Origin of the sequence: Streptomyces sp. sk2.1 (assembly GCF_008120935.1) — a bacterium.
GTDB lineage: Bacteria > Actinomycetota > Actinomycetes > Streptomycetales > Streptomycetaceae > Streptomyces.
Genome location: NZ_RDBO01000078.1, coordinates 1 through 6051, shown reverse-complemented (window position 1 = coordinate 6051; position 6051 = coordinate 1). Strand labels below are relative to the sequence as shown.

4 protein-coding genes and 1 pseudogene are annotated in these 6051 nt (G+C 73.8%); all 5 read right to left on the bottom strand.

Annotated features, from left to right (window positions below):
* Nucleotides 1-1673: pseudogene (locus tag EAO76_RS36435) on the bottom strand (helicase-associated domain-containing protein); the annotation flags it as partial.
* A gap of 150 nt (nt 1674-1823) precedes the next feature.
* Complete coding sequence (locus tag EAO76_RS36430; protein WP_148840523.1) at nt 1824-2801, bottom strand: ABC transporter substrate-binding protein; 978 nt, start codon at nt 2799-2801, stop codon at nt 1824-1826.
* 47 nt (nt 2802-2848) lie between these two features.
* Nucleotides 2849-3778 (bottom strand): ABC transporter ATP-binding protein, encoded by a 930-nt coding sequence (locus EAO76_RS36425; protein ID WP_148840522.1) that lies wholly within the window; start codon nt 3776-3778, stop codon nt 2849-2851.
* On the bottom strand, nt 3775-4881 hold the full coding sequence (locus tag EAO76_RS36420; RefSeq protein ID WP_148840521.1) for an iron chelate uptake ABC transporter family permease subunit: 1107 nt from the start codon (nt 4879-4881) through the stop codon (nt 3775-3777). Before EAO76_RS36420 ends, EAO76_RS36425 begins: the two co-directional genes overlap by 4 nt.
* Nucleotides 4878-5888 (bottom strand): iron ABC transporter permease, encoded by a 1011-nt coding sequence (locus tag EAO76_RS36415; protein ID WP_148840520.1) that lies wholly within the window; start codon nt 5886-5888, stop codon nt 4878-4880. The genes EAO76_RS36420 and EAO76_RS36415 overlap by 4 nt, the downstream gene beginning before the upstream one ends.
* Between the last annotated feature and the right edge of the window lie 163 nt (nt 5889-6051).

Below are 6051 nucleotides of genomic sequence, written 5' to 3'. Positions count from 1 at the left end.
GTGCGGGGCGGGGTGCGGCGGGCGCCCGCGCGGGTGATCAGGACGTCGCCGTCGGCGGACTCGGCGGCCGGGGCGTACCCCATCTCGCGCAGCCCGTCGAGCAGGGACGCCGGGTCTACCTGGGCGGCCAGGGCCGTCGGCGCGAGACGGCGCAGGCGCAGGGTGACCGAACGCCGGTCGGCGAGGATCTCGTTCAGCACGGCCTCGTCGTCGCAGCGCACGTACGAGGAGGCGGCGCCGATCCGCAGGTGGCCGTGGCGGCGGGCGACGTCGTCGATGAGGTAGCTGAGCGGCTGCGGGACCGGTGTGCGGCTGTGGGCGGCGAGGAACGCGTGCAGGTCGGCCGCCGACTGCCCGGCGTCCAGGGCGCGGCGCACGGACCCGGGGGTGAACCGGTAGACCGTCGCGCCGCCCTTCGACTCGATGTCGGCGAGGGCGGAGAGCATGTCGGCCAGGGGGCGTTCCAGCGGGCCGGGGGCGACGGCCGTGAGGTCGGCCTGGAGCAGGACGTGGTCCAGCGGCTCCGGGATCAGCGGCGCGAGCAGCGCGGCGGCCTCGGCGGGCCCGGAGTCGAGCAGGGCGCGGGTGTGCGCGGCGAGCGCCCCGCGGCCGGTGATGCCGAGGAGTTCGGACTCGTTGAGCGTCCACAGCGCGATGCGCGACCGCAGGTCCGAGGCCCCTTCCGGGGCTCCTCCCGGGGCGGCGGGCCCGGCGCCGCGCAGGGGGCGTTCCCAGCGGAGCCGGGCGAGCACGGTCTCCGGGTCGGGGGCGGTGCCCGGTTCGAGGGCGGCGAGGAGCGCGAGGACCCGGTGGCGCACCTCGGGGGCGACGGAGCGGTCGAGCTCGGGGCCGAGCGCGGACAGGGCCCGGCCCTTGGCGTCCTGCCCGCCGATCAGCCCGGGGGTGCGGGTGGCGGCGAGCCAGGCGGTGGCGAGGGCCACCCACCGTTCCTGGGCGGGGAGTTCGGCCCAGTCGTCGTACGCGGGCGTCGGGGCGTACCGCTCGTCGGCCTCCCCGTCGGAGGCCAGCAGCCCGGCCGCGTAGGCGGTCTCGGCCCAGAACGCGGCGACCGGCTCGGGGACTTCGAGGGCGGCGGCCGTCCGCTTCAGGTCCCGGACACCGAGCCCGCCGGCCCGCAGTATCGGGGGGCCGCCGCCGTTCCAGTTCTTCAGCAGCTCCTCGACGGTGCTCACCGCCAGGAACGCCTGGCCGGCCGCGGCGCTGTCCACAGCCTGTGGATCACGCCGGGCGACCGCCTCCACGGCCGGTGGACGCGGTTCCGGTACGCGGTGGGCGCGGCCGGCCCGCAGATGCAGGGCGGCCTCGCGGGGCAGCACCACGGTGCGGGTCGACACGGGCAGCAGCAGTCCCCGGTCGCGCAGCCACCGCACGGGCGGGGTGGGGTTCGGGGTGATCTCCCCGTACGGCGGCCCCCACACCAGCCGGTCCAGTACGGACAGGGCCTCGGCGGGGGCGGTGTCCAGCAGCCCGGCCATCCGGGCCCGGTCGGTGAACAGCCCGGCCAGGGACGCCACGGCGGAGACCGGGTCGTGGGTGGCGGGCAGCCCGGCGGCGGCCAGGATCTCCTGGAGGCGGCCGGGGGACATCCCCGAGGTCGCCTCGGCGACGGTCGGTCCGAGGCCGGTGGGGGAGGGGTGCTGCGGGGAGGGCTGGGGGACGTGCTGGGCGGGATGTGGCCGGTGGTGGTCCGCACGGCCGCGCTGGCCTCGGCGGCGTTCCTGGTGTGGCGGGCGCGGAGGCGGGTGGAGTAGAGAGGGGGAGGGGCGGACCGGCTCCGGCCCGCTCCTCGCCCCCTCCCGCTCCTACTTCGTCAGATCGGCCTGGAGCTCGTCGAGGATCTTGCCCGCGGCCGTGTAGCCGATGCCCGCGATCCACAGGCGGTCGTCGACCTTGAAGACCTTGTCGTTCCTGGACGCCGTCAGCCCCTTCCACAGGCCGCTGTTCATCGTCTTGGTCGTCCCCGCCTTGCCCGGGTCGCCGTAGGTGGACGTGAAGATGACGTCCGCGTCCGCGAGGTCGATCTTCTCGGGGGACACGTCGTACGAGAAGCCGTCCTTGGCCTTGTCGGTGATCGCGGGGCGGCCCAGGCCCAGGTCGGCGAGGATCGAGCCGATGTAGTTCTGCTTGCCGTAGATGCGGATGTCGGCGCCCTCGACGAAGCGGACGAAGTTGACCTCCGTCCCGGCCGCCTTCTCCTTCCCGCCGATCGCCTCGGTCACCTTCGCGACGTGGGCGTCGTACTCGGCGAGGACCTTCTTCGCCTCGGCCTGCTTGCCGAGCGCCTCCGCGTGCAGCTGGAAGTTCTCCTTCCAGGCCGTTCCGGTGGACTCCGTCATCACGGTGGGGGCGATCTTGCTGAGCTGCTCGTAGCGGTCGCCGTCACGGACCTTGCTGGTGAGGATCAGGTCCGGCTTCAGCGAGGCGACGGTCTCCAGGTTGGGGTTGGCGATCTCGCCGACCTCCTTGATGTCCTTCGTCCGGCTCTCGGGCAGGTAGGACGGGAAGCTGTCCTCCGTCGCCGAGTGCGTCCCGCCGACGGGCTGCACGCCGAGGGTGAGCGCGGAGTCCAGCTCGCCGGTGTCGAGGACCACGACGCGCTTCGGGGCCACGGGCACCTCGACGTCGCCCATCGCCGTCTTGACGGTGTGCTTCTCGGCCGCTCCGGCGCCGGAGCCGTCACCGCCGCCGGAGTCCGAGGAACCGCAGGCGCCGAGCGTGAGCGCGCCGGTCAGGGTGAGGGCGCCGAGGACGAGGCCGCGGCGGCGGACGGTGAGGGACATGGACTGCCTTTCGTCGGGGTCGGAATGCCGGTCACGGACACATGGGTTCACGGCGTCGAAGTTGAAGTTGAAGTAGCCGAAGCCGAAGCCGAAGTCCGATTCGGCGTCGGTTCCGTCGTCGGCGCGGCCTGCCAGGGAGCCCCCGGCACCACCAGCGGCGAACCCGTCACCGGGTCCGGGACGATCACCGCGTCCAGGCCGAAGACCTCGTGCACGAGGTCGGCCGTGACGACGTCCTCCGGGCGGCCCTCGGCGACGATCCGGCCCGCCTTCATGGCGACCAGGTGGTCCGCGTAACGGGCGGCCTGGTTGAGGTCGTGGAGCACGGTGACGACGGTCCGGCCCCGGGTGCCGTCCGCCGCAGGGGCGGTGAGCCGGCGCACCAGGTCCAGGACCTCCACCTGGTGCGCGATGTCGAGGTACGTGGTCGGTTCGTCGAGCAGCAGCAGATCGGTCTCCTGGGCGAGCGCCATCGCGATCCAGACCCGCTGGCGCTGCCCGCCGGACAGCTCGTCCACCGACCGGTCGCCGAGCGCGGAGACGTCCGTGCGTTCCATCGCCTCCGTCACCGCCCGCTCGTCCTCGTCCGACCACTGCTGCCACCAGTGCTGGTGCGGCTGCCGGCCGCGGGCGACGAGGTCGGAGACGGTGATCGCCTCCGGCGCCACCGGGGTCTGCGGCAGCAGCCCGATCGACTGGGCGATCTTCCGGGTGGGGATTTTTGACAGCTCGGTGCCGTCGAGGAGCACCGACCCGCCGCGCGGCTTGAGCAGCCGGCCCAGGGCGCGCAGGGTGGTCGACTTGCCGCAGGCGTTCGGGCCGACGATGACGGTGACCTGCCCGTCCGGCACGGTGAGGTCCAGCTCGTGGACGACGGTGCGGTCCTCGTACGAGAGCGTCAGCCCCCGCGCGGCGAGCCGGCCGGTCGCGCCGGACACGGCTCCGGACAGGGCGTCGGACGTACGGGTCGAACTCATGCGGTGCCTCCATTGCGGCCGCGACCGCCGCCCCGTCCGCGGACGATCAGCCAGATCAGGTACGGGGCGCCGACCGCCGCCGTCAGGACGCCCACCGGAAGTTCGGTGGGCGAGAAGAGCTTGCGCGCGAGCAGGTCCGCGAACACCACGATCACCGCGCCGAGCAGGGCCGAGCACAGCAGCGGGATCTGCGCGGTGCGGGTCATCCGGCGGGCGATCTGCGGGGCGAGCAGCGCCACGAAGTCGACCGGCCCGGCCGTGCCGGTCGCCACGGACGCCAGGACCACACCGATGGCGACGAGCCCGAGCCGCACCTGCCCGAGCCGTACCCCGAGCGCGGTCGCGGTGTCGTCGTCCAGCGAGACGGTGCGCTGCGCGCGGGCGGCCCACAGCACGGCGGGCAGCAGGAGCAGCAGCGTCCAGGCGAGCGGCGCGGCCTGGTCCCAGCCGCGGCCGTTGAGAGAGCCGGTCATCCAGATCTTGGCCTGCTGGGCGACCAGGTAGTCGCCCTTCGTCAGGAACAGGGTGGTGACCGACCGCAGCGCGATCGCGAAGCCGATGCCGATGAGGACGAAACGGGCCGCGTGCAGGCCGCCGCGCCAGGCGAAGACGTACACGAGCGCCGCCGCGGCCACCCCGCCGATGACGGACAGGTACGGCAGGACGGTGTACGAGGTGACGCCGAAGGTCATCGCACCGACCGTGAGCGCGCTCGCGCCCTGGCTGATGCCGATGATGTCGGGGCTCGCGAGGGGGTTGCGGGCGACGGTCTGGATCAGCGCACCGGCGACCCCGAAGGCCAGGCCGACCAGCAGCCCCGTGACCATCCGCGGCAGTCGCAGCGTGCCGACGACCAGCTCGTCCGGGGACGGCTGCCCCAGGATCACCTTCACGACCTCGCCGGGCGCCACGAAGCTCTCGCCGACACAGAGGTACGCGACGCAGACCGCGGCCAGCAGGACGATCAGGGCGACGGCGACGAGGGCCGCCCGGCGGTGCAGCAGGAACCGGCCCCGCGCCCCGATCCGCACGACCCCGTACCCGGCGGGCCGCACCCGCACCGCCGTCCCGGCCGCCTCCACCGTCTTCGTTCCGGTGCTCATGCGGGCACCGCCTTCCGGCGTACCAGGGCGACCAGGAACGGAACGCCGATCAGGGCCGTCATCACGCCCGCCGGGACCTCGCTCGGCGGGAACAGGACACGGCCGACGACATCGGAGACGAGCAGCATCACGGGCCCGATCAGCGCGGCCATCGGCAGCACCCAGCGGTGGTCGGAGCCGACGACCGCGCGGGCGATGTGCGGGACGGCGAGCCCGATGAACGCGATCGGCCCGGCCGCCGCGACACCGGCACCGGTCAGCACCGTGGCCCCGATGCCGCCGACGATCCGTACCGTGGCGACCTTCTGGCCCAGGCCCTTCGCCAGGTCCTCGCCGAGCGCCAGCGCGTCGAGCCCGCGTGCCACGGACAGCACGAGGACCGTCCCGAGCAGCATGAACGGCCAGATCTGCTGGGCGATGTCGGCCTCGCGCCCGCCGAGCGAGCCGACCTGCCAGAAGCGGAACTCGTCCAGCGCGGACGCCTTGGTCGTCAGCACCGCCGAGGTCACCGAGACCAGCAGCGCGTTGATCGCGGCGCCGCCCAGGGCGAGCTTCACGGGGGTGGCGCCCCCGCGCCCGCTCGACGCGATGGCGTACACGGCGACGGAGGCGACCGCCGCCCCCACGAACCCGAACCACACGTATCCGGTCAGGGTGTGGACACCGGCGTACGCGATGGCCAGCACCACGCCCACCGACGCGCCCTGGCTGATGCCGAGGATGCCGGGGTCGGCGATGGGGTTGCGGGTGATGCCCTGGAGCACCGTGCCCGCGAGGGCCAGCGCGGCGCCGACCATCAGCCCGATCAGGGTGCGTGGCACGCGCAGGTTCCGGACGACTTCGGCGTTGTCGGAGTGCCCGCCGTGCAGCAGGGCGTCGAACACCTCGGACGGGGGGATGGAACGGGCCCCCACGGCGAGGCTGAGGAGTATCGCCACCAGCAGCGCCGCGACGGCCGCCGCCGTCGCGAGTGCGCGTCTGGAGCGGCGTGGTGCGGCGGCTGACATCGGACCCAATCGAGAGCGAAGCAAAGTTAGGCTTGGCTAAGTCTAAGCACCGCCGATTTCGAGCCACAGCCCCCCGCCGGGACAAACGCGACACCCGTCCCCGAACCGGCCACCGACCCCGCTCCGGACCCACCCCGAACCGGCCACCGACCCTGCTCCGGAC